Raw genomic sequence first — 26259 nt, 5'->3', positions numbered from 1 at the left:
CCGGGCCTATAAAAAACCGCTGGCCATTGCACATCCCTGCATAAACCTAACGCAGGGATGGTTATCCATGAGTCTGTCTGTACCCCGTAAATTCCCCTTGAGCCTGGCCTTGCTGCTGTCTCTGCAGGTTGTGCCGGCCTGGGCCGCCAGCGAGTCGTTCGACCTGCCCGCTGGCCCGCTGGACCAGACGCTGCTGAGCATCTCGCGCCAGAGCGGCCTGCCGATCTCTTTTTCCCAGGCGCTGGTGGCCGGGCATACCGCCCCGGCGATCAAGGGCCAGCTAAGCCACAACCAGGCCCTGGCCCTGGCGTTGCAAGGCACTGGCCTGAAGGATGAGGAGGGCGCCCAGGGCGTGGTGATCAGCGCCGCAGCGACCCCGGCCGCCAGCGTGGCGCCGACCCCGGCGACCTTCGCCGAGCCCACCACCCAGTTGCAGCGGGTCGAAGTCACCGGTTCGGCGATCCGCCGGGTCGATGCCGAGACCGCGGTGCCGGTCACCATCCTGCGGGTCGAGAAGCTGCGCGAGCAGGGGGTGACCAGCACCGAGGAGTTGATCAACCGCATTTCCGCCAACCAGTCCTCGGTGGGCTCCGGGCGTTCGGTGGGCTCCAGCAGCGGCGGAGCGGCCTTCGCCGACCTGCGTGGCATCGGCCCGAACAAGACCCTGGTGCTGCTCAACGGCCGGCGCCTGAGCAACAACGCCACCAGCTCCAGCAACGGTTCCGGGGTGGACCTGAACACCATTCCCTTCGCCGCCATCGATCGGGTCGAGGTCCTGCGTGACGGTGCTTCGGCGCTGTACGGCACCGATGCCATCGGCGGGGTGATCAACTTCATCACCAAGACCAGCCTCACCACCGGCCAGGTCAGCACCAGCTACGACACCCCGACCCATTCGGGCGGTGGCCAGAGCAAGAACTTCAGCGGCAGCTGGGGGTTCGGCGACCTGGAGGAAGATCGCTTCAATGTCTTTGGCGTGGTCAGCCACGACAAGCAGGAACGCCTGGCGGCCAAGGACCGTGGCTACACCTACAACTACCAGCCCGGTCGCGGCCTGGACTACACCTCCGGCACGGCCTTCCCGGCCAACTGGAACCAGGGCGGCAACGCCACCAACCCCCTGGCCGGTTCCGGCTGCAACGCCCCGGGGTTGCTGTCGCGCAATGGCATCTGCCGGCAGAGCCTGTGGAGTTACCTGGACCTGGTGCCGGAAACCGAGAAGACCTCGGCCTTCGCCAAGGCCACCGGCAAACTTGGCGATGAACATAACGTCAGCCTGGAGTACTTCTGGGCGCGCAACCAGAACCGCACCCAGATCGGCCCCGGCACCCTTATGGGCAACCAGATCAACCCGGGTACCGCGTTCTACCCGGGCAATGGCATCACCCCGGGGCCCAGCGACTTTGTTCTCGACCCCTCGCAGCCGGTATCGGTGAACTGGCGCGAAGCTCCGGTCGGCGCCCGCCGGCATGAAGACGACAACAGCAACCAGCGCTTGCTGCTGAGCTTCGACGGCAATGTGGCCGGCTGGGACTACAACCTGGGCGCGGCCTACAACCAGAACAAGGTGACCAACACCATCCGCAGCGGTTATGTGCTCGATCAGGCGGTGCGCCAGGGGATCGCCGACGGGGTGATCAACCCCTTCGGGCCCCAGACCAGCGCAGGCCAAGCCTTGCTGGCGGCCAACACGGTGAGCGGCGACTACGGCACCGCTGTGGGCCGGGTCAAGTCCATCGACGGGCGTGCCAGCCGCGAGATCGGCGACTGGTTCGGTGCGGGGCCGGCCGGCCTGGCCCTGGGGGGCGAGTATCGCAAGGAGGATTTTCATCAGGATTTCGCGGCCTTTGCCGGCGACTTGCAGAACCTGGGAGTCGATCCCAATGGTGCCGTGACGGGCGATCGCAGCGTGCAGGCCCAGTACGCCGAGCTCAACGTACCGGTGCTCGACAGCCTGGAGCTGTCGGCGGCGGTGCGCCATGACAAGTACAGCGATTTCGGCAGCACCACCAACCCCAAGTATTCGTTCCGCTTCCAGCCGTTTCGCGAGCTGGTGGTTCGTGGTGCCTATAGCGAAGGTTTCCGCGCCCCTTCGTTGTACGAGTTGTACAACCCGAGCTATACCACCTTCACCAACGCCAACTACAACGATCCGGTGCTGTGCGCCGGCGGCAATCCGAGCAATGGTGGGATCGCCAACCGCGACTGCGCCCAGCAGTTCAACCGCAGCTCTGGCGGCAACCGCAACCTCAAGCCCGAGACCGCGCGCAACGTGACCCTGGGTTTCGTCTACCAGCCGTTCGAGCGCCTGACCACCGGGCTGGATTTCTGGTGGATCGATATCGCCAACCAGATCGCCGAATTCCCCGAGTCCTCGCCGTTCGAGAACCCCGGCCTGTATCCCGATCGCCTGGTGCGCAAGGCCGATGGCTCCATCGACCATGTGGTCACCGGCCTGTCCAACCTGGGCAAGCTCAAGACCGAAGGGGTGGACGTCAACTTCGACTATCGCCTGCCGGCCCTGGCCTGGGGCCAGTTCGGCGTGGCGTTGCAAGGCACCTACGTCAACCGCTACGAGTACCAGCAAGAGCTCAAGGGCGCCTTCATCGACAAGCTGGGGGATTTTCGCGGCGGTGATTTCTCCTCCGCCGGTGCGGTGGCGCGCTGGCGCCACAGCCTGACCGCGACCTGGAACCAGGGGCCGCTGGGCGCCAGCCTGACCAACCGCTACACCAGCGGCTATCACGACTCGGACCCCAGCACCCACCACAGCGTTGGCGCCTACAGCGTCTGGGACCTGGCGGGCACCTACACCTGGCGCAAGTCCCTGGCCGTCACCCTGGGGGTGAAGAACCTGCTGGACCGCGAGCCGCCGTTCAGCAACCAGACCTACACCTTCCAGAGCGGCTACGACCCGCGTTACTCGGACCCCTTCGGGCGGACCTTGTACACCCGGCTCAGCTACAGCTTCTGAAACGAGCCGATAACGGCAGTCCGAAGGCTTTTTAATAACCAATGGATCTAGACCCCGCTCTATAAAAATGCCGGCCTGGTTGCACAACACAGGCAGGAGCGGGGCGTTGCGATCATCGAGAACCGTGACCGGGAACCTGGCACGCGGGCCATCAAGGCCGGCGAGCCCCCGGGCACTGTCCAGAGGGGCTTGTTGCAATGCCGTTGCGAACCATCTTCTTGCTCTGGCTGTGGGTGCTGCTGAGCCCGGCAGTGTCGGCCGCCGTGCAACCGTCGTTGACGGTGTACGGCGAGGCGCCGAAGTATCCGGCAGGCTTCAGTCACTTCGACTACGTCAATCCGCATGCGCCCAAGGGCGGCAGCTTGCGCCGTTCTTCCCTGGAGAGCGGGCCGTTCGACCACCTGGTGCCCTATATCGACAAGGGCACCGGGGTGGCCGAGGTCGACGGCTGGGTCTACGCGCCCCTGGCCTACCGCTCCCAGGACGAGCCCTACACGGTGTACGGCCTGGTGGCCCAGGGCCTGGAGCTGGCCCCGGACCGGCGCTGGCTGCGGTTGTACCTGAACCCGGCGGCGCGCTTCGCCGATGGCCGGCCGATCAGCGCCAGCGATGTGCGCTTCACCTTCGAACTGTTGATGACCCAGGGCAGCCTCAAGTACCGCCAGCAGTTCGCAGATGTGGCCGAGGTCCTGGTGGAGTCGCCGAGCCAGGTGCGCTTCGTGTTCAAGAATGCCGAGAGCCGCACCTTGCCCCTGGACCTGGCGTCGTTGCCGGTGCTGCCGGAACACTGGTGGCGCGGACGCAATTTTGCCGATGGCGGCGGCTTCGAGCCGCCCCTGGGCAGTGGCCCGTACCGAGTGGCCAAGGTGGATGCCGGGCGCAGCGTGACCTTCGAGCGGGTCAAGGACTGGTGGGGCGAGCGCCTGCCGGTGGCGCGCGGGCGCTACAACTTCGATCGCCTGCGCCTGGAGTTCTTTTCCGATACCGATGTGGCGCGGCAGATCCTCAAGGCCGGTGGCTATGACTACAACCGCGAGTTCTCCGCCACTGCCTACACCATCGGTTATGCCGGTGCCGCCCTGGACGATGGCCGCCTGCAGCGCGAGCACCTGGCCCCTGGCGCGGCCCAGGGCACCCAGGGGTTCGTCTTCAACCTGCAGCGGCCGCTGTTCCAGGATCGCCGGGTACGCCAGGCCATCGCCTTGCTGTGGGACTTCGAGTGGAGCAACCGGCAGATGATGCGCGGCATGTACCTGCGCCAGCGCAGCTTCTTCTCCCACAGCGAACTGGCGGCGGTGGGCCTGCCCTCGGCAGAGGAGTTGCAGATCCTCGAACCCTGGCGCGCTCAGGTCCCGGATGAGGTCTTCAGCCAGGTGTTCGAGGCGCCCAGGACCGATGGCAGCGGGATCGTCCGTGGCCAACAGTTGCAGGCGCTGCAACTGTTGCGCGAGGCCGGCTGGACCCCCAGCGGCGATCGTCTGGTAAATGCCGCCGGCGAGCCGCTGCAGTTCACCTTCCTCAATGGCCAGAAGGGCTTCGAGCGCCTGCTGTTGCCGTTCAAGCGCAACCTGGCGCAGATCGGCATCGGCTTCGACATTCGCCAGGTGGACAGCGCGCAGTACACCAACCGGGTGCGCAGCCGCGACTACGACATGATCGTCGTCGGCTACCCGGTGTCCCAGGCTCCGGGGCGCGAGCTGTTCAACTACTACGGCGCCGAGGGGGCCGACGATCCGGGTTCGAACAACTACATGGTGCTCAAGAGCCCGGTGGTGGATGCCTTGCTCGAAGGCCTGGTCCGGGCCGACAGCCGCAGCAGCATGCTGGCCCACGCCCGGGCCCTGGACCGGGTGTTGCAGTGGGGCTACTACTGGATTCCCAACTATTACCCACCGGGCATCTCCACGGTGTGGTGGAACCGCTTCGGTCGCCCGGCGGTCGCCCCGCTGTATGACGCCGGACTGGACAGCTGGTGGGAGATCAGCCCGACGGCGCTGACCCAGGGCCAGATGCACAAGCGCAGCGCGGAGGTGGTCCATGCTGGGTTATAGCCTGCGGCGCCTGCTGCTGATCGTACCGACCTTGTTGTGCATCCTGCTGGTCAATTTCGTCATCGTCCAGGCCGCTCCCGGAGGACCGGTGGAGCAGGCCATCGCCCGTTTGCAGGGTATCGGCGCCAATGCCGCGGTGGGCGGCGGGCATGTGGAGAGCGTGGCCGGCGAGTCCCGGGCCAGCCGGGGCCTGGACCCCAAGCTGCTGGCGGACATCGAGCGCCAGTACGGCTTCGACAAGCCCGCCAGCGAGCGCTTGTGGCTGATGCTCGGGCAGTACGCCCGGCTGGATTTCGGCAAGAGCTTCTTCCGTGGCGCCACGGTCACCGACCTGATCCTGGACAAGTTGCCGGTGACCTTGTCCCTGGGCCTGTGGGCGACCCTGATCACCTACCTGGTGTCGATTCCCTTAGGGATTCGCAAGGCGGTGCACAACGGCTCGGGTTTCGATGTCTGGAGCAGCGCGGCGATCATCGTCGGCTACGCCATGCCGGGGTTCCTGTTCGCCCTGTTGCTGATCGTGGTGTTCGCCGGCGGCACCCTGCTGGACTGGTTCCCGGTACGCGGCCTGGTCTCGGACGACTTCGACCAACTGAGCACCCTGGGCAAGGTCGCCGACTATTTCTGGCACCTGGTGCTGCCGGTCAGCGCGCTGGTGGTCGGCGGTTTCGCCACCCTGACCCTGCTGACCAAGAATAGCTTCCTCAACGAGATCTCGCGCCTGTACGTGGTCACCGCGCGGGCCAAGGGCCTGACCGAGCGCCAGGTGTTGTACGGCCATGTGTTTCGCAACGCCATGCTGCTGGTGGTGGCGGGGCTGCCCCAGGCGCTGGTCACGGTGTTCTTCGGCGGTTCGCTGCTGATCGAGGTGATCTTCTCCCTCGATGGCCTGGGACGCATGAGCTACGAGGCGGCGGTATCCCGGGATTACCCGGTGGTGTTCGGCTCGTTGTTCATCTTCACCCTGTTCGGCTTGTTGATAAAACTGCTGGGCGACCTGGCGTACACCCTGGTCGACCCACGCATCGATTTCGCGGCGAGGAAGCTCTGATGCCCCTGTCTCCCCTTGGCCGGCGGCGCTGGCAACGTTTCAAGTCGCACCGGCGTGGCTGGTGGTCGTTGTGGCTGTTCCTCGGCCTGTTCACCCTGAGCCTGGGCGGCGAGCTGATCGCCAATGACAAGCCGTTGCTGGTGGCGTGCCAGGGGCAGTGGTATTTCCCGGCCTTCAAGCGCTACACCGAACAGGATTTCGGCGGCCAGTTGCCGTTCCAGCCGGACTACCGCAGCGCTGCGGTTCGCCAGTTGATCGAGGCACAGGGCGGCTGGTTGTTGTTCGCGCCGATTCCCTTCGGCTACGACACCATCAACTACGAGCTGACGCAGCCGGCCCCCAGCCCGCCCAGTGGCGACAACTGGCTGGGCACCGACGACCAGGCCCGGGACGTGCTGGCGCGGGTGATCTTCGGGGTGCGGGTGTCGTTGTTGTTCGCCTTGTCGCTGACGGCCATCAGTGCGCTGGTCGGCATCGTTGCCGGCGCCTTGCAGGGCTACTACGGCGGCTGGGTCGATCTCTGGGGGCAACGCTTGCTGGAGGTCTGGTCGGGGCTGCCGGTGCTGTACCTGCTGATCATCCTGTCCGGTTTCGTCGAGCCGAACTTCTGGTGGCTGCTGGGGATCATGGCGCTGTTCTCCTGGCTGGCCCTGGTGGATGTGGTGCGTACCGAGTTCCTGCGCAGCCGCAGCCTGGAGTACGTCAAGGCGGCCCGGGCGCTGGGGGTGGATGACCTGCAGGTGATGGGCCGGCACATCCTGCCCAATGCCATGAACGCCACCCTGAGCTACCTGCCGTTCATTCTCACCGGGGCCATCGCCACCTTGTCGGCCCTGGACTTCCTCGGCTTCGGCATGCCGGCTGGCAGCGCGTCGCTGGGCGAGTTGGTGGCCCAGGGCAAGAGCAACCTGCAAGCGCCCTGGCTGGGGCTGACGGCGTTCTTCGTCCTGGCACTGATCCTGTCGTTGCTGGTGTTCATCGGCGAAGGCTGCCGCGATGCCTTCGATCCCAAGAGTTGAAACTGCGAGTACCCAAGATGACCCAAGCCCTGATTGAACTGCGTGGCCTGAAGGTGGCCTTCGGTGCCACCGAGGTGGTGCATGGCCTGGACCTTCAGATCCGCCCTGGTGAATGCCTGGCGCTGGTGGGCGAGTCCGGCTCCGGCAAGTCGGTGACCGCCCACAGCATCCTGCAATTGCTCGACCCGCGTGCGGCGCGGATCGCGGGCAGCATCCGCTATCGCGGGGAGGAACTGCTGGGGGTAGCGCCGGCCCGCTTGCGCCAATTGCGCGGCAACCGCATCGCGATGATCTTCCAGGAGCCCATGAGCTCGCTCAATCCGCTGCACAGCGTCGAGCGGCAGTTGGGCGAGACCCTGCGCCTGCACAAGGGCCTGGCCGGTGCCCAGGCCCGGGAGCGGATCCTCGAACTGCTGGAGCTGGTGGGTATCCAGAACCCCCGGGAACGGCTCAGGGCCTATCCGCACCAGTTGTCCGGCGGCCAGCGCCAGCGGGTGATGATCGCCATGGCCTTGGCCTGCGAACCGGAGTTGCTGATCGCCGACGAGCCCACCACCGCCCTGGACGTGACCGTGCAGCGCAAGATCGTGCTGTTGCTCCAGGCGTTGCAACAGCGCCTGGGCATGGCGCTGCTGATCATCAGTCATGACCTGAACCTGGTGCGCCATATCGCCCAGCGAGTGGCGGTGATGCGTGGCGGCTGCATTGTCGAGCAGGCTGATTGCCAGCAGCTGTTCCAGGCACCGCGACATCCCTACAGCCTGGAATTGCTCAATGCCGAGCCCGGCGGCCAGGCGCTGCCCCGGGGCAGCAGTGAAACCCTGCTGGCGGTGGAGCAGTTGAAGGTCTGGTTCGGCCAGGGCGGCGGCTGGTGGCGGCCACGGCGTTACCTGAAGGCGGTGGATGGCATTGACCTGCAACTGCAACGGGGCAAGACCCTGGGCATCGTCGGTGAGTCCGGCTCGGGCAAGTCGACCCTGGGCCAGGCGATCCTGCGGCTGATCGCCAGCGAAGGGCGCATCCGTTTCAATGGCCAGGCCCTGGAGACGCTCGAAGGGGCGCGGTTGCGGCCGCTGCGCCGGCAGTTGCAGGTGGTGTTCCAGGACCCCTTCGGCAGCCTCAGCCCGCGCCTGAGCGTGCAGCAGATCATCGCCGAGGGCTTGCGGGTACACACCGACCTGGATTCTGGGCAACAGGAGCGGGCGGTGATCGAGGTGCTGGAGCAAGTGGGCCTGGACCCGGCCGCGCGGCACCGTTATCCCCACGAGTTCTCCGGTGGCCAGCGCCAGCGCATCGCCATCGCCCGGGCCCTGGTGCTCAAGCCTGAGCTGATCCTGCTGGACGAGCCCACCTCGGCCCTGGATCGCACAGTGCAGAAGCAGGTGGTGGCACTGCTGCGGCGCTTGCAGCAAGAGCATGACCTGACCTACCTGTTCATCAGCCACGACCTGGCGGTGGTCCAGGCCCTGGCCCATGACCTGATCGTGATGAAGGACGGCCAGGTGGTGGAGCGCGGCCAGACCCAGCAGCTGTTCGCGGCGGCGCGACATCCCTATACCCGTGAGCTGCTGGCAGCGTCCGGGGTGGCGCCGTTGCCAGCTGGCGCGGGCTGAAAACGACGAATCCCGCCAGGGGGCGGGATTCGTGGATGGCCGGACCTTGCGGGGTCTTAGGCTGGGAACAGCTCGCTCAGTTTCATGGCCAGCATCATGTCGCCTTCGGCGCGCAGCTTGCCGCCCATGAAGGCCTGCATGCCGTCGGTTTCGCCGCTGACGATACCGTCCAGGGTTTCGCCGTCCATCACCAGGGTGACTTGGGCGTCTGGGTTCTCGCCTTCCTTGAGTTCGCAGGTGCTGTCTTTCACCACCAGCGAGAAGTGCTTGGTGTCATCGATGCGGAAACCGAAGACCAGGTCCAGGCCGGCAGCGGCAGCTGGGTTGAACTTGGCTTGCATGGCTTGTACGGCGTCAGCTACGGAGGTCATGGTTCGATCCTTTTATGGGTGGTTACAGCAAGGGTTCACGGTAAGCCGGGCTCAGCGGAAAGTGATGAGCTCCGGTGCCTTCAACAGTTGCAGGTGCGTATGACCGTTGAAGGAGGCCAAGGACACTTCGCGACCGCGGAACTTCAGCTGGTTGAGCGAAGTGTTGACGATTTGCCAGTTCAGTTCGAAGGCCTGCTGGGCAGGCATCCGGGTAATCAGGTGGAGCAGGGCGGTGATGGTGCCGCCGGAGGTGAACACGGCGATCTTCTGCCGGTTGTCCGCCGCTTCGAGGATGCGCTGCAAGCCACCCTGGACCCGTTCGACGAAGCCCAGCCAGCTTTCCAGGCCGGGCGGGTCGTAGGTGCCGGCCAGCCAGCGCTGGATGATCAGGGCGAAGATGCGTTGGAATTCGCCGCGATTTTGCGCGGCGTTGCGCAGGGTGTGCAGCGCTTCGGGTTCCTGGGGCAGCAGGTCGGGCAACAGGGCGCGGATGATGGCGTCGGCATTGAATTCGTTGAACGCCGGGTCGATCTCCAGGGCCGGCGTGGCCAGCCCAGCGACAGCCAGCTGTTCCAGGGTGGCCTGGGCGGTATGCTGCTGGCGTTGCAGGTCGCCGGACAGGCAGCGATCGAAGTTCACCCCGAGGGCCGCCAGGTGATCGCCGAGGACGGTGGCCTGGCGCACGCCGATGGGCGACAGCACGTCGTAGTCGTCTGCACCAAAAGAGGCCTGGCCATGTCGAATCAGATAGATGCTGCCCACGTCCGCGTCATCCCGGTACGTTGAAAGTTTTGCGAGGTTATGAGGATGCCGGTGAGCTGTCAATGAAAAAACATACGCTTGTTTGAAATGATTGTTGGAGCGCGTCCCCACAAGGTTTCGCGACTGGTGGCCGACCGGTCGCGTCGGTATGCTTGGGCCCATTGCGCCGCCGGTGGGTGGCGATCATGCGTAAGGAGTTTCCGTGGAGTTTTTCATCGAGTACGCCAGTTTCCTGGCCAAGACCGTGACCCTGGTGGTCGCCATCCTGGTGGTGCTGATCACCGCTGCCGCGCTGCGCAGCAAGGGCCGGCGCAAGGGGGCCGGGCAGTTGCAGGTCAGCAAGCTGAACGATTTCTACAAGGACCTGCGCGAGCGCCTGGAGCAAAGCCTGCTGGACAAGGAGCAGCTCAAGGCCTTGCGCAAGGCCAAGGGCAAGGCCGAGAAGAAGCAGAAGAAACAGCCCGCCGAGGATAAGCCGCGGGTGTTCGTGCTGGATTTCAACGGCGATATCAAGGCGTCGGCCACCGAGGGCCTGCGCCATGAGATCACCGCGGTACTGAGCCTGGCCACGCCCAAGGATGAAGTGGTGCTGCGCCTGGAAAGCGGCGGCGGCATGGTCCACAGCTATGGCCTGGCCTCCTCGCAGCTGGCGCGTATTCGCCAGGCCGGGGTACCGCTGACGGTGTGCATCGACAAGGTCGCGGCCAGCGGCGGCTACATGATGGCCTGCATCGGTGAGAAGATCATCAGCGCCCCCTTCGCCATCCTCGGCTCCATCGGCGTGGTGGCGCAGTTGCCCAACGTCAATCGCCTGCTGAAGAAGCACGACATCGACTTCGAGGTACTCACCGCCGGCGAGTACAAGCGCACCCTGACGGTGTTCGGCGAGAACACCGAGAAGGGCCGGGAGAAGTTCCAGGAGGACCTGGACGTCACCCATCAATTGTTCAAGAACTTCGTGGCCCGCTATCGCCCGCAACTGGCCATCGACGAAGTGGCCACCGGCGAGGTCTGGCTGGGTGTGGCCGCCCAGGAAAAACAACTGGTGGACGAGTTGCAGACCAGCGACGAGTACCTGGCCGAGAAAGCCAAGGCGGCCGAGGTCTTCCACCTGCACTACGCCGAGCGCAAGAGCTTGCAGGAGCGGGTAGGGCTGGCGGCCAGCGGTTCGGTCGACCGTGTGTTGCTGACCTGGTGGAGCCGCCTGACCCAGCAGCGTTTCTGGTAATGCTGCGCGCGAGCTTGCCGTTGGTGCTCTTCTGGTGAGCGATCGCGGGCAAGCCTCGCTCCTGCAACAAGGCTCGAACCCTTCTGTAGGAGCTTGCTCGCGATGACGGTCTAGAAGACGACAGATACAAAAAAGCCCTGGAGCGGGAAACCGCTCCAGGGCTTTTTGTTGGCGCAGGCCTAGCGGCGGCGGAACAGCGGCAGTGGCTGGTCCGTGGAGGCCTGGTAGGTCACCGAGAAGTCCTTGAGGCTTTCCAGGGCTTCGTAGGGGTCCTTGTCGGCCCGCAGTGCGTAAGCGTCGAAACCACAGCGCTGCAGGTAGAACAGCTGGTCGCGCAGCACGTCGCCGATGGCTCGCAGTTCGCCCTTGTAGCCATAGCGGTCGCGCAGCAGGCGGGCGTTGGAGTAGTTGCGGCCATCGGTGAACGCCGGGAAGTTCAGGGCGATTACCTGGAAGTTATGGACATCGTCGCCGATTTCTTCGGCTTCTTCGTCCGCATCCAGCCAAATGCCCAGGCCGCCGTCACGGGCCTTGAGGGCGTGGCCGTGGTCGCGCCACAGTGCCAGCGGCACGATCAGGTCGTCGCAGTTGGAGATGCCGTCGAGGGTCGCGTCCTTGGGCAGCAGGTGCCAGGTTTCGTCGACGACCTCGTTGTTCTTAATGATTCGCTGCATAGACGCGCTCCTTGAAGAGGTCGATGCCAATACGTTGATAGGTGTCGATGAAGCGCTCGTCCTCGGTACGCTGTTCGACGTACACGTCGATCAGCTTGGAGATCACGTCCGGCATGTCGTCCTGGGCGAAGGACGGGCCGAGGATCTTGCCCAGGCTGGCGTCGCGGCTGGCGCTGCCACCCAGGGAGACCTGGTAGAACTCCTCGCCTTTCTTGTCGACGCCGAGGATGCCGATGTGGCCCACGTGGTGGTGGCCACAGGCGTTCATGCAACCGGAGATGTTGAGGTCCAGCTCGCCGATGTCGAACAGGTAGTCCAGGTCGTCGAAACGGCGCTGGATGGATTCGGCGATCGGGATCGACTTGGCGTTGGCCAGGGAGCAGAAATCACCGCCAGGGCAGCAGATGATGTCGGTCAGCAGGCCGATGTTCGGCGTGGCGAAGCCGTTTTCCCGCAGTTCGCCCCAGAGGGTGAACAGCTGGCTCTGCTCGACGTCGGCGAGGATCACGTTCTGCTCGTGGGACGTGCGCAGCAAGCCGAAGCTGTAGCGGTCGGCCAGGTCGGCGATGGCATCGAACTGCTTGTCGGTGACATCTCCAGGGGCCACGCCGGTGGGCTTGAGCGACAGGCTCACGGCGACATAACCCGGCTTCTTGTGGGCCAGGGTGTTGCGGGTGCGCCAGCGGGCGAAACCCGGGTGCTCCTGGTCCAGGGCGGCGAGGGCGGCATCCTGGTTGTCCAGGGCCTTGTAGTCCGGATCGACGAAGTGCCGGGCCACGCGATGCACTTCGGCCTCGGTCAGGGTGGTCTGGCCGCCGCGCAGGTGGACCATCTCGGCCTCGACCTTCTCGGCGAACACTTCGGGAGTCAGGGCCTTGACCAGGATCTTGATCCGCGCCTTGTACTTGTTGTCGCGCCGGCCGTAGCGGTTGTAGACCCGCAGGATGGCGTCGAGGTAGCTCAGAAGGTCCTGCCAGGGCAGGAACTCGTTGATGAAGGCGCCGACCACCGGGGTCCGGCCCAGGCCACCGCCCACCAGCACCCGGAAGCCCAGCTCGCCGGCGGCGTTGTAGTGCGGCTCCAGGCCGATGTCGTGCACCTCGATGGCCGCGCGGTCTGCGGTCGAGCCATTGATGGCGATCTTGAACTTGCGCGGCAGGTAGGCGAATTCGGGGTGGAAGGTGGTCCACTGGCGGACGATCTCGCACCACGGGCGCGGGTCTACCAGTTCATCTGCAGCGACGCCGGCGAACTGGTCGGTGGTGACGTTGCGCAGGCAGTTGCCGCTGGTCTGGATGGCATGCATCTGCACGGTGGCCAGCTCGGCCAGGATCTCCGGCACGTCTTCCAGGGCCGGCCAGTTGAACTGCACGTTCTGCCGGGTACTGATGTGCGCGTAGCCCTTGTCGTAGTCGCGGGCGATCTTGGCCATCATTCGCGCCTGGCGCGAGTTCAGCTGGCCATAAGGCACGGCGACCCGCAGCATCGGGGCGAAGCGTTGGATATAAAGCCCGTTCTGCAGGCGCAGGGGGCGGAATTCTTCTTCGCTCAGCTCGCCTGCCAGATAGCGTCGGGTCTGATCACGGAACTGCTTGACGCGGTCCTCGATGATCCGCTGATCGTACTCGTCGTATACGTACATATAGGTCCAGTTCTCAGGCTACAGGTGGCTTGTAGGCGCACTCGGCAAATACTGCGGTGAACAGGTGCTCAGGGCGCTTTGACTGGAGTCGATCGCGGTCTGTCACCGCATCCACCTCGTCTTGCCTTCGTTGACGCTCAACACCACCTACGTAAGCAAATCTGCGCGCACGGCCGCGCACTCCGATCGGAGCCGCCGAACGATACCAGTTTGCGGTTATGCGCAAAAGTGATGTTTGAGTATATGCAAAGAACCAAAACGACTAACGGTAGGGCTTTCTCAGTATCCACATTTGTGGTGTGGGAAATCCTGGTCTTAACTGTGGGCGTGTCTTTGAGCAGTCACCGATAAAATCCACTAGAGGCGATGCTATGAGCCATCCAACCAAAGCCAGGAAAAGTGACAGCAGTGTCGATGCTTGGGCCATTCTCTTTCTGATCATACTGGTCGTGGGTACGGCCGTGTTCTGGGTCAGCCACCAGTAGTAGAGAGGCCTTACAGAGCCTGGATTGTCGGACAATCACGACAATTTACCGCTATTGGCCAGCATCTTGCCAGTTATACTGCTGGGATCATTCTGGGGCTCTTTTCGTGATGTTCAAGCTGTTGTGCAAGTGCGTGGTGTGGTTGAGCCTGCCGTTCTGGAGCATGGCTCAGGCGACCTCGGTGGTCTTCCTCAATCCCGGCAACTCGACCGAAACCTTCTGGGTCAGCTATTCGCATTTCATGCAGGCCGCCGCTCGCGACCTGGGCATGGACTTGCGCATCCTCTATGCCGAGCGCGACGCCGGCCGGACCCTGGAGCAGGCGCGGCAGGTGATCCAGGGCGAACATCGACCGGACTACCTGGTGCTGGTGAACGAGCAGTACATCGCCCCGCAGATCCTGCGCTTGTCCCAAGGCACCGGGATCAAGCTGTTCATCGTCAACAGCGCATTGACCCAGGATCAGCGTGAGCTGATCGGCCAGAGCCGGCACAAGTATTCCGACTGGATCGGCAGCATGCTCGGCAACGACGAAGAGGCCGGCTACCTGATGCTCAAGGAATTGCTGCGCAAGCATGGCCCGGTGCCTGCGGGGCAGAGCGTCGAGTTGCTGGCGTTTTCCGGTCTCAAGGTCACGCCCTCGGCGCAATTGCGCGAGCAGGGCCTGCGCCGGGCCCTGGCCGAATTCCCGCAGGTGCACCTGCGCCAGCTGGTCTATGGCGAATGGAACCGTGAGCGTGCCTACCGCCAGGCCCAGCAGTTGCTGCGGCGTTACCCGCAGGCCCGGCTGGTCTGGTCGGCCAATGATGAGATGGCCCTGGGGGCCATGAGTGCGGCTCGCGAGCTGGGCCTGAAGCCCGGCAAGGACGTGTTGTTCAGCGGCCTCAACAGCTCGCCGCAAGCGCTGCAGGCCTTGATCGATGGGCAATTGTCGGTCCTGGTCGCCGGGCACTTCACCCTGGGCGGCTGGGCCCTGGTGACGCTCCACGACGACGCGCTGGGCCTCGACACCCGGCGCCAGGGCGGGCCGGATTGGCGCTTGCCGCTATTGCAGCCGCTGACCCCGGGCCAGGCGCAGCAATTGCTGCGCCTGGGAGACCGTGCCGGGAGCGGGGTGAATTTCCGCGCCTTGTCCGCCCAGGGCAAGCCGGACGCCTATCGCTACCCCTTCGGGTTGCAGTTGCTGCTGCACTAGCGCTTCAGACTCCCGCGAGGTGCATCGCCAGCTTGGCGATGCCCAGCAGCACCAGGACGAACAAGGTGGTGAACAGGATGCCCAGCGCGATGAAGTGGCTGGGCTTGCCGTGGGTGAAGTCGCGGGCGCGATTCTTCCCGCTTTGTACGCCGAAGGCTGCCGCCAGGACGCTTTGCAGCATTTGCAGGAAGGTCGGTGGCTGGTTGTTGCTTGGATCGTCCATAAATCCCTCGACACGGTTGGGTGTCAACAGAGCATAGACAATACCGGCGGGCATCAGGGGGTGCTTGGCACCCCCTGCACAAGCGGCTGCGATCAGTCGTCGTAACCCAGGTTCGGCGCCAGCCAGCGTTCGCTTACGGCCAGGTCCTGGCTCTTGCGCTGGGTGTAGCTCTGCACCTGGTCCTTGTCGACCTTGCCCACGGCGAAGTACTGCGCCTGCGGATGGGCGAAGTACCAGCCGCTGACCGCCGCCGCCGGGAACATGGCGAAGTGTTCGGTGAGGAACACGCCGCTGCGCCCGGCCTTGCCTTCGCTGGCCTCGGGGTCGAGCAGGGCGAACAGGGTGCTCTTCTCGGTGTGGTCCGGGCACGCCGGATAGCCCGGGGCAGGGCGGATACCGCTGTACTGCTCCTTGATCAGTGCCTCGTTGTCCAGGTGTTCGTCCCTGGCATAACCCCAGTGCTCCTTGCGCACCTGTTCGTGCAGCCATTCGGCGCAGGCTTCGGCCAGGCGGTCGGCCAGGGCCTTGACCATGATCGAGCTGTAGTCGTCGCCCTTGTCCTGGTAGGCCTTGGCCACTTCCTCGGCGCCGATGCCGGCGGTGGTGATGAAGCCGCCGACGTAGTCGGTCACGCCGCTGTCCTTGGGCGCCACGAAGTCGGCCAGGGACAGGTTGGGCTTGCCGTCGGGCTTGATGGTCTGCTGGCGCAGGTGGTGCAGGGTGGCCAGGGTCTGGCCGTGGTCGCCGTAGACTTCGATGTCGTCATGGTTGACCTGGTTGGCCGGCCAGAAGCCGAATACCGCCCGGGCGCTGATGAGCTTCTCGTCGATCAGTTTGTCGAGCATCTCGCGGGCATCCTTGTACAGCGCCGTGGCTGCCTCGCCGACCACTTCGTCGGTGAGGATGCGCGGGAATTTCCCGGCCAGGTCCCAGGAGATGAAGAACGGCGTCCAGTCGATGTACTCGGCCAGCTCGCGCAGGTCGATGTTGTCGAGCATCTTCACGCCAGTGAAGGACGGGGTCGTGGCCTGGTAGGCCGCCCAGTCATATTGCGGCTTGGCCGCGATCGCCTGCTGGTAGCTCAAGCGCTCGGTACGGGCGTTGCGGTTGGCGGTGCGCTCGCGCACTTCCACGTATTCCTGGCGGGTCTTGTCGACGAAACCGGGCTTGAGTTCCTTGGACAGCAGCTGGGTGGCCACGCCCACGGCGCGGGAGGCGTCAGTGACGTAGATCACCGCGTCGTTGTTGTACTTGGGTTCGATCTTCACCGCGGTGTGGGCCTTGGAGGTGGTGGCGCCACCGATCATGAGCGGCAGGTGGAAATCCTGGCGCTGCATCTCGCGGGCGACATGGACCATCTCGTCCAGCGACGGGGTGATCAGGCCGGACAGGCCGATGATGTCGCACTTCTCGTCGCGGGCGGTCTGCAGGATCTTCTCCGCCGGCACCATCACGCCCAGGTCGACGATGTCGTAGCCGTTGCAGCCCAGCACCACGCCGACGATGTTCTTGCCGATGTCATGCACATCGCCCTTGACCGTGGCCATGAGGATCTTGCCCTTGGCCTCGGGCTTGTCGCCTTTCTCGGCTTCGATGAACGGGATCAGGTGAGCCACGGCCTGTTTCATCACCCGGGCCGACTTGACCACCTGGGGCAGGAACATCTTGCCGGCGCCGAACAGGTCGCCAACCACGTTCATGCCGCTCATCAGCGGGCCTTCGATGACCTCGATCGGCCGCGCGCACTGCTGGCGGCACTCCTCGGTGTCCTCGACGATATGGGCGGTGATGCCCTTGACCAGCGCGTGTTCCAGGCGCTTGCCCACTGGCAGTGAACGCCAGGCCTCGTCCTCGACTTCCTTGCTGGCGCCGCCACCCTTGTAGTCGTCGGCGATGGCCAGCAGCGCGTCGGTGCCTTCCGGAGTGCGGTTGAGCACCACGTCCTCGACCTTGTCGCGCAGGGCCGGCGGGATCTCGTCGTAGATCTCCAGTTGGCCGGCGTTGACGATACCCATGGTCAGGCCGTTCTGGATCGCGTGGTAGAGGAACACCGAGTGGATCGCCTCGCGCACCGGGTTGTTGCCACGGAACGAGAACGACACGTTGGAGACCCCGCCGCTGGTCAGGGCGTAGGGCAGGTGGTCGCGGATGTAGGCGCAGGCTTCGATGAAGTCCACGGCGTAGTTGTTGTGCTCTTCGATGCCGGTGGCCACGGCGAAGATGTTCGGGTCGAAGATGATGTCTTCCGGCGGGAAGCCCACTTCATTGACCAGGATGTCGTAGCTGCGCTGGCAGATCTCGCGCTTGCGCGCGGCGGTGTCGGCCTGGCCGACCTCGTCGAAGGCCATGACCACCACGGCCGCGCCGTAGCGCTTGCACAGGCGCGCGTGATGCTTGAACTGCTCGACGCCTTCCTTCATCGAGATCGAGTTGACGATGCCCTTGCCCTGGATGCACTTGAGGCCCGCCTCGATCACTTCCCACTTGGAGGAGTCGATCATGATCGGCACGCGGGAGATGTCCGGCTCACCGGCGATCAGGTTGAGGAAGCGGACCATGGCGGCCTGGGAATCGAGCATCCCTTCGTCCATGTTGATGTCGATCACCTGGGCGCCAGCCTCGACCTGCTGCAGGGCGACTTCCAGGGCCTCGGTGTAGTTTTCTTCGCGGATCAGCCGGGCGAACTTGGCGGAGCCGGTGATGTTGGTGCGTTCGCCGACGTTGACGAACAACGACTGGCGATCGATGGTGAACGGCTCCAGGCCCGACAGTCGGCAAGCCTTGGGAATCTCCGGGATGACCCGTGGCTTGTGTTTGGCCACGGCCTCGGCGATGGCCCGGATATGCGGCGGAGTGGTGCCGCAGCAGCCGCCGATGATGTTGAGGAAGCCGCTGGCGGCGAACTCCTCGACCACCGCGGCCATTTCCGCCGGGGTTTCGTCGTATTCGCCGAAGGCGTTGGGCAGGCCGGCGTTGGGGTGGGCCGAAACATGAGTGTCGGCCTTGGTCGACAGCTCTTCCAGGTAGGGACGCAGGTCCTTGGCGCCCAGGGCGCAGTTCAGGCCCACCGAGATCGGGTTGGCATGGCGCACGGAGTTCCAGAACGCTTCGGTGGTCTGGCCCGACAACGTGCGGCCGGAGGCGTCGGTGATGGTGCCGGAGATCATGATCGGCAGTTCGACGTTGTCCTCCTCGAACACCTGCTGCACGGCGAAGATCGCCGCCTTGGCGTTGAGGGTGTCGAAGATGGTCTCGATCAGGATCAGGTCGGCGCCGCCCTCGATCAGGCCACGAGTGGCCTCGGTGTAGTTGCTCACCAGTTCGTCGAAAGTGACGTTGCGATAGCCCGGATCGTTGACGTCCGGGGAGATCGAGCAGGTGCGGCTGGTCGGGCCCAGGACGCCGGCGACGAAGCGCGGCTTATCCGGGGTTTCCAGGGTTTTCGCGTCGGCCACCTTGCGAGCCACGCGGGCACCTTCTACGTTCAGTTCGTAGACCAGCGCTTCCATGCCGTAGTCGGCCTGGGACACCTGGGTGGCGTTGAAGGTGTTGGTCTCGAGGATGTCGGCCCCGGCGTCCAGGTAGGCTTTCTCGATCGCGCCGATCACGTCCGGACGGGTCAGTACCAGCAGGTCGTTGTTGCCCTTGACATCGCTGGGCCAGTCGGCGAAGCGTTCGCCACGGTAGTCCCGCTCCTCGAGCTTGTAGCTCTGGATCATGGTCCCCATGCCGCCATCGAGGATCAGGATGCGCTCCTTGAGGGCTTGTTGGAGAGCGTGGAGGCGAGCACTGCGGTCAGACATGGGAGCTACCTGGAAAGGCCATTACGAGGGCGTGGAGAATAGCAAACCTGCATGGTTTTGCGGCATGTGTCGGTTTTGCATGAATATCGTTCATGTTGGTTCGCCGGGCGGACCGGTAGAATCGCGACGTTTTTACTTTCGGGACCAGGGACATGCCGTATCGTTTTGCCGTCAGCAGCGTGCTGCTGCTATTGAGTTCACTGTGCATGGCGCAAGGTCCGGCGCCGGCGATTTCCTATACCCGCGATATCCAGCCGATCTTCACCGAGAAATGCGTGGCTTGCCATGCCTGCTACGACTCGGCTTGCCAGCTCAACCTGGGCAGTGGCGAAGGTGCCGCCCGTGGCGCGTCGAAGGCGCCGGTATACGACGGTGAGCGGAGCAAGGCCCAGGATCCGACCCGGTTGTTCTACGACGCCAGCGGCAAGGCGGCCTGGCAGAGCCGCGGGTTCTATTCGGTGCTCGACGCCCAGGGCAGCCAGGCGGCACTGATGGCGCGCATGCTGGAATTGGGGCACCGTACGCCGCTGCAACCCAATGCCAAGCTGCCCAGTGAGATCGTCCTGGGCCTGAACCGGGAAAACATGTGCCCGCAGCCGGCCGAGTTCGACGGGTATGCCGGCGCCCATCCCAAGGAAGGCATGCCCCTGGCGGTCACCGGCCTGACCAGCCAGCAGTACCAGACGCTACAGCGCTGGCTGGCTTCCGGCGCGCCGATCGATGAGCAGGGCCTGGCCCCCAGCGCCCGGGAAAGCCTGCAGGTGGTCCAATGGGAAAACCTGCTCAACGCCCCTGGCGCCCGGGAAAGCCTGGTGGCGCGCTGGCTCTACGAGCATTGGTTCCTCGCCCACATCTATTTCGAAGGCGGTGAGCCGGGGCATTTCTTCCAGTGGGTGCGCTCGCGTACCCCCACTGGCCAGCCCATCGACCTGATCAATACCCGACGCCCCAACGACGACCCGGGCACCCAGGTGTACTACCGCCTGTGGCCGGTGCAAGGGGTGATCGTGCACAAGACCCACATCACTTACCCGTTGGGTGCGGCGAAGCTGGCCCGGGTCAAGACCCTGTTCTACAGCGGCGACTGGCAGGTCAACGCCTTGCCCGGTTATGGGCCGGCGCGCCGGGCCAACCCGTTCGAGACCTTCGAGGCGATTCCGGCCAAGGCCCGCTACCAGTTCATGCTGGATAACGCCGAGTACTTCGTGCGTACCTTCATCCGGGGCCCGGTATGCCGCGGACAGATCGCCACCGATGTGATCCGCGACAACTTCTGGGCGCTGTTCCAGGCCCCGGAACATGACCTGTACATCACTGACCCGGCCTATCGCGGCCAGGCCACGCCCCTGCTGGCGATGCCGGGGCAGAACGACGATGTCGGCAGCGTGCTCAGCCTGTGGCTGGCCTACCGCGACAAGCGCAACGAGTACGAGGTCCTGCGCCGCGATTCCTATGCCGAGGCCCCGGCGCCCAGTTGGTCGACACTGTGGGCCGGCAACGACAACGCGCTGTTGAGCATCTTTCGGCACTTCGACAGCGCCTCGGTGACCAAGGGCCTGATCGGCGAGATTCCGCAGACGATGTGGCTGTTCGACTATCCATTGCTGGAGCGCACCTATTACCAGCTGGCAGTGAACTTCGACGTGTTCGGCAACGTCTCGCACCAGGCCCAGACCCGGCTGTACTTCGACCTGATCCGCAATGGCGCCGAGCAGAACTTCCTGCGCCTGATGCCCGCCGGCACCCGCGAGGACTTCCTCGACGACTGGTACCAGAACAGCGGCAAGTTCAAGATGTGGCTGGACTACGAGTCCATCGACGACAGCAAGCGCAGCGCCCTGAAGCTGGACGCCAAGGATCCGAAGAAGGATTTCGCCAACCAGTTGCTGGCGCGCTACGGCGAGCTCAATGCCAAGCCGGACCCGATCAACCGCTGCGACAGCGCCTATTGCTCGCGACCCAACATCGACCCGGCCCTGCAAGATGCCGAACAGGCCCTGAGCGGTCTGGCGTCGCGGCCGGCGGCCGGGCTCAAGGTCATCGAGCAGTTGCCTGAAGCCACCTTGCTGCGGGTCCAGACGCCCGGCGGCAAGCGCCAGTTCTACAGCATGCTGCGCAACCGGGCCCACAGCAACGTGGCCTTCATGCTCGGCGAATCGCTGCGCTACCAGCCGGGGCTGGATACCCTGACCATCTTCCCCGGCATCCTCAGCAGCTATCCGAACTTCATGTTCGACATCCCGTCCGCCGAGGTGCCGGAGTTCGTCACGGCCATGCAGGAAGCCCGCGATGCCGAAAGCTTCGAGAAGATCGTCGAGCGCTGGGGCATCCGTCGCAGCCATCCGCAGTTCTGGCAGTACTTCCATGACCAGACCCGCTTCTTGCAGGAAACCGATCCGGTCGAGGCTGGGGTCATGGATATGAACCGCTACGAAAACCTCTGAGATAGAGCGGTCGCCGCCCCCGGATGCGCAGAAGCCTGCGGGGGCGTCTCAGACCAAGGTCTATCCTGACAAAAACACTAGGACTTTTTCAGCGACATCGATTGGCGTAAACTGCGCCCACGTCTGCGAGGAACCATCATGAGCGCCATAACCATTACCGACGCCGCCCACGATTATCTGGCTGATCTGCTGTCCAAGCAGAACACCCCGGGGATCGGCATCCGCATCTTCATCACCCAACCAGGTACCCAGTACGCCGAGACTTGCATCGCCTATTGCAAGCCGGGCGAAGAAAAACCCGAAGACAAGGCCCTGGGCCTCAAGAGCTTCACTGCCTACATCGATGCCTTCAGTGAAGGTTTCCTCGATGATGCAGTCGTCGACTACGCCACCGACCGCATGGGCGGCCAGCTGACCATCAAGGCTCCCAACGCCAAGGTGCCCATGGTCAACGCCGACAGCCCGATCAACGAGCGCATCAACTACTACCTGCAAACCGAGATCAACCCCGGGCTGGCCAGCCACGGCGGCCAGGTCAGCCTGATCGACGTGGTCGAAGACGGCATCGCCGTGCTGCAGTTCGGTGGCGGTTGCCAGGGTTGTGGCCAGGCCGACGTGACCTTGAAGGACGGCATCGAGCGCACCCTGCTCGAGCGTATTCCTGAGCTCAAGGGCGTGCGCGACGTCACTGACCATACGCAGAAAGAAAACGCCTACTACTAAGGCGTTCGCTGCGACACAAAAAAACGGCGCCCCGTGAGCGCCGTTTTTTTATGCCTGGAACCAGGCCCCTGGGCGTGAGCAAGTAGGTCAGGGCCGATAGAGGTGGGCGTGGCCGGCGCGGTACAGCGACGACTCACTGAAGGCATCGGCGGCCAATACCCGGCCCACCAGGATCAGCGCGGTGCGCCGGAAGCCCTTGGCGGCTACCTTGGCTGCGATATCCGCCAGGGTCCCCTGCACCCAGTCCTGGTCCGGCCAGGTGGCCCGGTGCACCACCGCGATCGGGCAGTCGGCACCGTAGTGGGGCAGCAGTTCGGCGACGATACGCTCCAGGTGGTTGACCCCCAAGTGGATGGCCATGGTGGCGCCATGGGCCGCCAGGCTGGCGAACTCTTCCCCGGCCGGCATGCTGGTCTTGTCCGCGTAGCGGGTGAGGATCACGCTCTGGGAGACATCGGGCAAGGTCAGCTCCGCTCCCAGCAATGCGGCGCAGGCGGCGGTGGCGGTGACTCCGGGGACGATCTCGAAAGCAATCCCCAGCTCCCGCAGGCAACGGATCTGCTCGCCGATGGCGCCGTACAGGCTTGGATCGCCGGAGTGCACCCGGGCTACATCCTGGCCCTGGGCATGGGCTTCGCGGATGGCCTCGATGATCTGTTCCAGATGCAGCTCGGCACTGTTGATCACCCGTACTGCGCTATGTCCCTCGAGCACCGCCTGGGGCACCAGGGAGCCGGCGTAGATGATCACCGGACAGCGATGTATCAGGCGCTGGCCCTTGACGGTGATCAGTTCCGGGTCGCCGGGGCCGGCGCCGATGAAGTAGACAGTCATGGCAGTGTCCTGTGAAAAAGGGGGCGAGCGGGCTTCATGATGAAGATCGCTCATGATCGAGGGCGGGGATTATCGGTGATTCTACGGGCAAACAGCCAATGCCAGGGTGGCTTCGGCGGATTTTTGCCGGGGCACCAGCAGTTGCGCCGAGCCTGCTTGCAGGCATTCGGCCATGGCCAGGGCGGCGCTTTCGGCGACGCCATGACAGCCGGTGCGTTCGAATGCGGCCTGCGACCTGTGGCTCAGGCGGGAGTCGTAGGGCGCCAGTTGGGCACTGCTGAAGAAGGTCAATGGCAGCGACAACTGCTGCGCCAGCTCCAGCAGGCCCGGTTCAGCCTGCTTCAGGTCGATGCTGGCCAGGGCCCGTACCTGGCCCAGGTCCAGGCCATGGGCCCGCAACACCTGGTCCAGCAGGGCGCGCAGGGCGCTGGCCGGGCAGCCCTTGCGACAACCCAGGCCGACCACCAGGGCCGGCTCGGTGATCATGCCCGCTGGCCATCCTCGCCCTTGCGCCGGAACAGCCAGGCGCTGATCAAGCCCAGGGCCAGCCAGAAGGCGGCATTGGTCAATTGCGAGGCGATCTTGAACTGTGCCTCCAGTGCTTCGGGGGCCAGCATCGAATGCACTTCCGGTTGGGGAGCGCCGATCACATGGGGCACGGCGATGATGGCCGCGCCCAGCAACTTCAGCAGCCAGTTGCCGGCGAACACGATCAGTGCCAGGCCCACGGCAGTGGACGCAGCGGCACCGACCCACCAGGTCTGGCGCTGCACCAGGTCGGCCGCGGCGGTGCCCGGCAGCTCCGGCGGCAGGCCCAGGGTGGGTGCCAGGCAGAAGGTGGCGTAGCCGGCCAGGCCCCAGAGCAGGCCCTGGGAAGTGCGGCTCGGTGCGCGCAGGGTGTAGAGGCCTGCCAGCATCAGGGCGAAGCCCACGGCGACCACCAGGTTGCCGCCGGTGGTGGACAGCACTCGCTGCCAGCCGTCCTCCGGTTCCCATGCTTCTTCATCGTGGACGTGCCCGGCCATGGCGCCCGGGGCGTGTTCATGGACTGCCTCGGTGGCCGGGGCCTTTTCGTAGGTTTCCGCCTGGAGAATCAATGGCGCGACCCAGAAGCTTTGCAGCAAGGTCAGCAGCAGGGCGGCCAGCAGCCCGGTGAAGCCCGCGGTTTGCGCGATACGCTTGATCATCGGACGGGTCTCAGTGGCAAGGGAAGGCGGCGCTGTGGCGGGTGTCGTGGGCGGCGTTGTGCACCGCCTCGATATGCGAGAAGCCGGCGAAGTACACCAGGCAGGCGCCAAGGATCGAGGCACCGATGGCGGCTACCAGGCGCTGGCTCAGGGTGGCGGTGCTGCTGGCGGAATGGCTGGTGCTGCTGATGGTCGACATGGCGCGTTCCCTTGGGTTTGTCGGCGGGAAGCGGCGCAGGAAAACCCCGCGTGGCGTTCACGCAGGGTTTGCAACAGCGCCCGCCCACCGCGGGTTTGTTATTCGTGTATTGCGGGCCGGTCTCCGGGCTCGCGAGGGGCAGGGCGGGTCATGCCATGCCGGCAAGTGTCGCCTTCCCATGCCCGGGGGCACAGTGGATCTGACACTTCGCTCGCTTACCGTTGCGGGGGCAGCACCGGACTGGTCACCGCTGGCAAGCGCGTGATTCACCGGTTTCCCGTTTCACCCTGTGAAGGGCACCCGTAACAAGTTGTGTAGCAAATCATGGGCAAGGGAGCGCCGTCAATCGCCGGTTGGCACGGGAAGCCGTCGCATATGTGCATTGACCGTCCTCCGCCCTCTGCGTAGCCTTGCGCCTTCGAGGTTCTTCGGCCAGCGGTCGAAGCTAAGACGGGAACGCGGTAGAAGCCGCGGCTGCCCCCGCAACTGTGAAGGGTTCCATTCCTGCACGGCCACTGCCTGGCGTCCATGACGCCGGCGGGAAGGCACAGGAAGCGCCAGTTCTGGACTGGCAAGCCCCCAGCCAGGAGACCTGCCTCGACCCAGATTCTCACTACAACCGGGCGGGGTGATCCGGTGGCGAAATCAGCACCTGGCCCGCGCCGTGCCTGTCGTCCCGTATGCCCGCCTCCTTCGCCAAAAGGGCATCCGATGAAAACACTGGCCAAACTTCCCGTCACCATCGTCACTGGCTTCCTGGGCTCGGGCAAGACCACCTTGCTGCGGCACATGCTGGACAACGCCCAGGGTCGTCGTATCGCGGTGATCGTCAACGAGTTCGGCGAACTGGGCATCGACGGCGAGATCCTCAAGCAGTGCTCCATCGGCTGCACCGAGGAAGAGGCCAGCGGCCGGGTCTTCGAATTGGCCAACGGCTGCCTGTGCTGCACCGTGCAGGAAGAATTCTTCCCGGTGATGCGTGAACTGGTGGCCCGCCGTGGCGACCTGGACCATATCCTCATCGAAACCAGCGGCCTGGCCCTGCCCAAGCCCCTGGTGCAAGCCTTCCAGTGGCCGGAAATCCGCAGCGCCTGCACCGTCGATGCGGTGATCACCGTGGTCGACAGCCCGGCCGTGGCCGCCGGCACCTTCGCCGCCTTCCCGGACCAGGTGGACGCCCAGCGCAAGCTCGACCCCAACCTGGACCACGAGTCGCCACTGCACGAGCTGTTCGCCGACCAGTTGTCCAGCGCCGACCTGGTGATCCTCAACAAGACCGACCTGATCGATCCGGCCGACCTGGCCAAGGTCCGCCAGGAAGTGGCCGAGGAGCTGCCGCCGGCGGTCAAGGTGATCGAGGCCAGCAGCGGGCGCCTGCCCCTGGACGTACTGCTGGGCGTGGGTGCCGGTTCCGAGGAGCACATCGACAGCCGTCACAGCCACCATGACCATCACCATGACGGCGACGATCATGACGACCATGACCACGACGCCTTCGACTCGATCTCCATCGAGCTGCCCGAGGCCGACGAAAGCCTGCTGCTCGATGCCCTGACCCAACTGGTGGTCAAGCACGGCATCCTGCGGGTCAAGGGTTTTGCGGCGATCCCCGGCAAGCCGATGCGCCTGCTGCTCCAGGGCGTGGGCACCCGTTTCGACAAGCACTTCGACCGCAAGTGGGGCGCTGATGAGAAACGCATCACCCGCCTGGTGCTGATCGGCCAGGAACTGGATGCAACCCAGCTGGAAGCGCAACTGCGCGCCGCCCTGGGCGCCTGACC

General features: G+C 64.8%; 20 protein-coding genes and 2 riboswitches. Of the genes, 10 read left to right on the top strand and 10 right to left on the bottom strand.

Annotated elements, in window-relative coordinates:
• Positions 1 to 67 precede the first annotated feature (67 nt).
• From GDH07_RS25765 to GDH07_RS25745, 5 genes are all read left to right on the top strand, one after another.
• Positions 68 to 2974 (top strand): TonB-dependent receptor, encoded by a 2907-nt coding sequence (locus tag GDH07_RS25765; RefSeq protein WP_246196039.1) that lies wholly within the window; start codon positions 68 to 70, stop codon positions 2972 to 2974.
• Positions 2975 to 3171: 197 nt separating this feature from the next.
• Positions 3172 to 5025 (top strand): extracellular solute-binding protein, encoded by a 1854-nt coding sequence (locus GDH07_RS25760; RefSeq protein WP_152899319.1) that lies wholly within the window; start codon positions 3172 to 3174, stop codon positions 5023 to 5025.
• Complete coding sequence (locus tag GDH07_RS25755) at positions 5012 to 6076, top strand: microcin C ABC transporter permease YejB (RefSeq protein ID WP_053131177.1); 1065 nt, start codon at positions 5012 to 5014, stop codon at positions 6074 to 6076. Before GDH07_RS25760 ends, GDH07_RS25755 begins: the two co-directional genes overlap by 14 nt.
• A complete protein-coding gene (locus GDH07_RS25750; protein ID WP_152899318.1) occupies positions 6073 to 7095 on the top strand; it encodes an ABC transporter permease in 1023 nt (340 codons plus the stop codon). Before GDH07_RS25755 ends, GDH07_RS25750 begins: the two co-directional genes overlap by 4 nt.
• Positions 7096 to 7112: 17 nt before the next feature.
• Complete coding sequence (locus GDH07_RS25745; protein WP_152899317.1) at positions 7113 to 8708, top strand: ABC transporter ATP-binding protein; 1596 nt, start codon at positions 7113 to 7115, stop codon at positions 8706 to 8708.
• A 56-nt stretch (positions 8709 to 8764) separates the two neighbouring features.
• Here GDH07_RS25745 and GDH07_RS25740 read toward each other — a convergent pair whose 3' ends face one another.
• On the bottom strand, positions 8765 to 9079 hold the full coding sequence (locus GDH07_RS25740; RefSeq protein WP_022639409.1) for an SCP2 sterol-binding domain-containing protein: 315 nt from the start codon (positions 9077 to 9079) through the stop codon (positions 8765 to 8767).
• Positions 9080 to 9130: 51 nt separating this feature from the next.
• Positions 9131 to 9841, bottom strand: coding sequence for a histidine phosphatase family protein (locus tag GDH07_RS25735; protein ID WP_022639408.1), 711 nt, complete (start codon positions 9839 to 9841; stop codon positions 9131 to 9133).
• Between the two features lie 202 nt (positions 9842 to 10043).
• On the opposite strand from GDH07_RS25735, the gene sohB reads away from it, so the two are divergent.
• A complete protein-coding gene (gene sohB, locus GDH07_RS25730; RefSeq protein ID WP_022639407.1) occupies positions 10044 to 11069 on the top strand; it encodes a protease SohB in 1026 nt (341 codons plus the stop codon).
• A gap of 179 nt (positions 11070 to 11248) precedes the next feature.
• Here sohB and GDH07_RS25725 read toward each other — a convergent pair whose 3' ends face one another.
• Entirely contained in the window at positions 11249 to 11743 is a 495-nt protein-coding gene (locus GDH07_RS25725; RefSeq protein ID WP_068581431.1) for a DUF934 domain-containing protein, read from the bottom strand.
• Complete coding sequence (locus GDH07_RS25720) at positions 11727 to 13385, bottom strand: nitrite/sulfite reductase (RefSeq protein WP_053131174.1); 1659 nt, start codon at positions 13383 to 13385, stop codon at positions 11727 to 11729. The genes GDH07_RS25725 and GDH07_RS25720 overlap by 17 nt, the downstream gene beginning before the upstream one ends.
• 594 nt (positions 13386 to 13979) lie before the next feature.
• On the opposite strand from GDH07_RS25720, the gene GDH07_RS25715 reads away from it, so the two are divergent.
• A complete protein-coding gene (locus GDH07_RS25715) occupies positions 13980 to 15065 on the top strand; it encodes an ABC transporter substrate-binding protein (RefSeq protein WP_152899316.1) in 1086 nt (361 codons plus the stop codon).
• 4 nt (positions 15066 to 15069) lie between these two features.
• On the opposite strand, the gene GDH07_RS25710 is transcribed toward GDH07_RS25715, so the two are convergent.
• Both GDH07_RS25710 and metH read right to left on the bottom strand, forming a co-directional pair.
• Positions 15070 to 15288, bottom strand: coding sequence for a DUF2970 domain-containing protein (locus tag GDH07_RS25710; protein ID WP_022639447.1), 219 nt, complete (start codon positions 15286 to 15288; stop codon positions 15070 to 15072).
• A 92-nt stretch (positions 15289 to 15380) separates the two neighbouring features.
• Positions 15381 to 19091, bottom strand: a complete 3711-nt coding sequence (gene metH / locus GDH07_RS25705; protein ID WP_152899315.1) for a methionine synthase — start codon at positions 19089 to 19091, stop codon at positions 15381 to 15383.
• A gap of 152 nt (positions 19092 to 19243) precedes the next feature.
• Here metH and GDH07_RS25700 point away from each other — a divergent pair, with 152 nt between their 5' ends.
• Together GDH07_RS25700 and nfuA are read left to right on the top strand one after the other, a co-directional pair.
• Positions 19244 to 21535 (top strand): fatty acid cis/trans isomerase, encoded by a 2292-nt coding sequence (locus GDH07_RS25700; RefSeq protein WP_022639449.1) that lies wholly within the window; start codon positions 19244 to 19246, stop codon positions 21533 to 21535.
• A gap of 138 nt (positions 21536 to 21673) precedes the next feature.
• Entirely contained in the window at positions 21674 to 22258 is a 585-nt protein-coding gene (nfuA, locus tag GDH07_RS25695; RefSeq protein ID WP_022639450.1) for a Fe-S biogenesis protein NfuA, read from the top strand.
• 87 nt (positions 22259 to 22345) lie between these two features.
• On the opposite strand, the gene cobM is transcribed toward nfuA, so the two are convergent.
• The 4 genes from cobM to GDH07_RS25675 form a co-directional block, all read right to left on the bottom strand.
• Positions 22346 to 23092, bottom strand: coding sequence for a precorrin-4 C(11)-methyltransferase (gene cobM, locus GDH07_RS25690; protein WP_152899314.1), 747 nt, complete (start codon positions 23090 to 23092; stop codon positions 22346 to 22348).
• Positions 23093 to 23173: 81 nt separating this feature from the next.
• Positions 23174 to 23578 carry a cobalamin biosynthesis protein gene (locus GDH07_RS25685; RefSeq protein WP_152899313.1) on the bottom strand — a complete coding sequence of 135 codons (405 nt, stop codon included), beginning with the start codon at positions 23576 to 23578 and terminating at the stop codon, positions 23174 to 23176.
• Positions 23575 to 24279, bottom strand: a complete 705-nt coding sequence (locus GDH07_RS25680) for a CbtA family protein (protein ID WP_022639453.1) — start codon at positions 24277 to 24279, stop codon at positions 23575 to 23577. The genes GDH07_RS25685 and GDH07_RS25680 overlap by 4 nt, the downstream gene beginning before the upstream one ends.
• A 10-nt stretch (positions 24280 to 24289) precedes the next feature.
• Entirely contained in the window at positions 24290 to 24478 is a 189-nt protein-coding gene (locus GDH07_RS25675) for a CbtB domain-containing protein (protein WP_022639454.1), read from the bottom strand.
• 97 nt (positions 24479 to 24575) lie between these two features.
• Positions 24576 to 24797, bottom strand: a riboswitch (cobalamin riboswitch).
• A gap of 85 nt (positions 24798 to 24882) precedes the next feature.
• Positions 24883 to 25092: riboswitch (cobalamin riboswitch) on the top strand.
• Between the two features lie 97 nt (positions 25093 to 25189).
• Between GDH07_RS25675 and cobW the strand changes: the two genes are divergently transcribed.
• Positions 25190 to 26257: a cobalamin biosynthesis protein CobW gene (cobW, locus tag GDH07_RS25670; RefSeq protein ID WP_022639455.1), complete on the top strand. Its 1068-nt coding sequence runs from the start codon at positions 25190 to 25192 to the stop codon at positions 26255 to 26257.
• Positions 26258 to 26259 lie beyond the last annotated feature (2 nt).

It is taken from the genome of Pseudomonas piscis (genome assembly GCF_009380155.1).
GTDB lineage: Bacteria > Pseudomonadota > Gammaproteobacteria > Pseudomonadales > Pseudomonadaceae > Aquipseudomonas > Aquipseudomonas piscis.
The sequence above is the reverse complement of the archived record's forward strand: the minus strand, read 5'-3'. Positions and strand labels throughout refer to the sequence as shown.